We start from the raw sequence: 892 nt of genomic DNA on the forward strand, positions 1-892 counted from the left end.
CTCCGTGACCGCGTTATCGAAGCACGTCCCGGTCCTGCCCGTCGAGGGGCGAACCCCGGCCTGCTCGCATCGCTGCCCGAAGGCGATCGAGGTGTACTGGGCGGGTTCAAGGAGTCGTTGCAACACTGCTTGTCAGTGAGCATAGATGTTCGTTGAACGCCTCGGCGGGAGTACGCCAGCCGAGTGTTTTGCGAGGGCGGCTGTTGAGTGTGACGGCGACCGCGTCCAGCTCGCTTCGGCCGTGTCTGCTCAGATCGGTGCCCTTAGGAAAGTACTGGCGCAGCAGGCCGTTGGTGTTCTCATTGGTGCCACGCTGCCAGGGGCTGTGCGGGTCGGCGAAGTAGACCTCCAGCCCGGTGTCGATGCGCAACCGCGCATGCTGGGCCATCTCCGCGCCCTGATCCCAGGTCAGTGACCTGCGCAGTTGCTCGGGCAGCGTGATGATCGTGGCGGCGATGGCGTCGCGCACCGCTTCGGCGCCGTGTCCGGCCAGTGCCGGGCCGTTCTTGACCCGCTCGCTCTCGCCATGGCCTTCCATCCGGGGCAGATGCAACAGCATCGTGAACCGGGTGGTGCGCTCGACCAGCGTGCCGATTGCAGAGCTGTCCAGGCCGATGATGAGGTCGCCTTCCCAGTGCCCGGGCACCGCCCGGTCGGCGGCCTCGGCGGGACGCTGGCTGATCAGCACTTCCTCAGTGACGAACTTCTTCCCGCGCTGGCGCGTCCGGGCCCGGGGCACTCGCAGCGCGCGGCCGGTGCGCAGACAGGCCGTCAGCTCGCGCCGCAGCGCGCCCCGGCCCTGGATGTACAGGGCCTGGTAGATGGCCTCGTGCGAGATCCGCATCGTCTCATCCTCAGGGAAGTCGATCGGGAGCCGATGGGCGATCTGCTC

1 protein-coding gene is annotated in these 892 nt (G+C 67.6%); it reads right to left on the bottom strand.

Features of this window, described 5'->3' with window-relative positions; genetic code table 11:
- Positions 1-106: 106 nt before the first annotated feature.
- On the bottom strand, positions 107-892 hold a 786-nt coding region (locus IEZ27_RS53435), incomplete at its 5' end, for an IS30 family transposase (RefSeq protein WP_189654320.1).

The sequence above is a fragment of the Nonomuraea spiralis genome, assembly GCF_014648435.1.
GTDB classification, from domain to species: Bacteria; Actinomycetota; Actinomycetes; order Streptosporangiales; family Streptosporangiaceae; genus Nonomuraea; species Nonomuraea spiralis.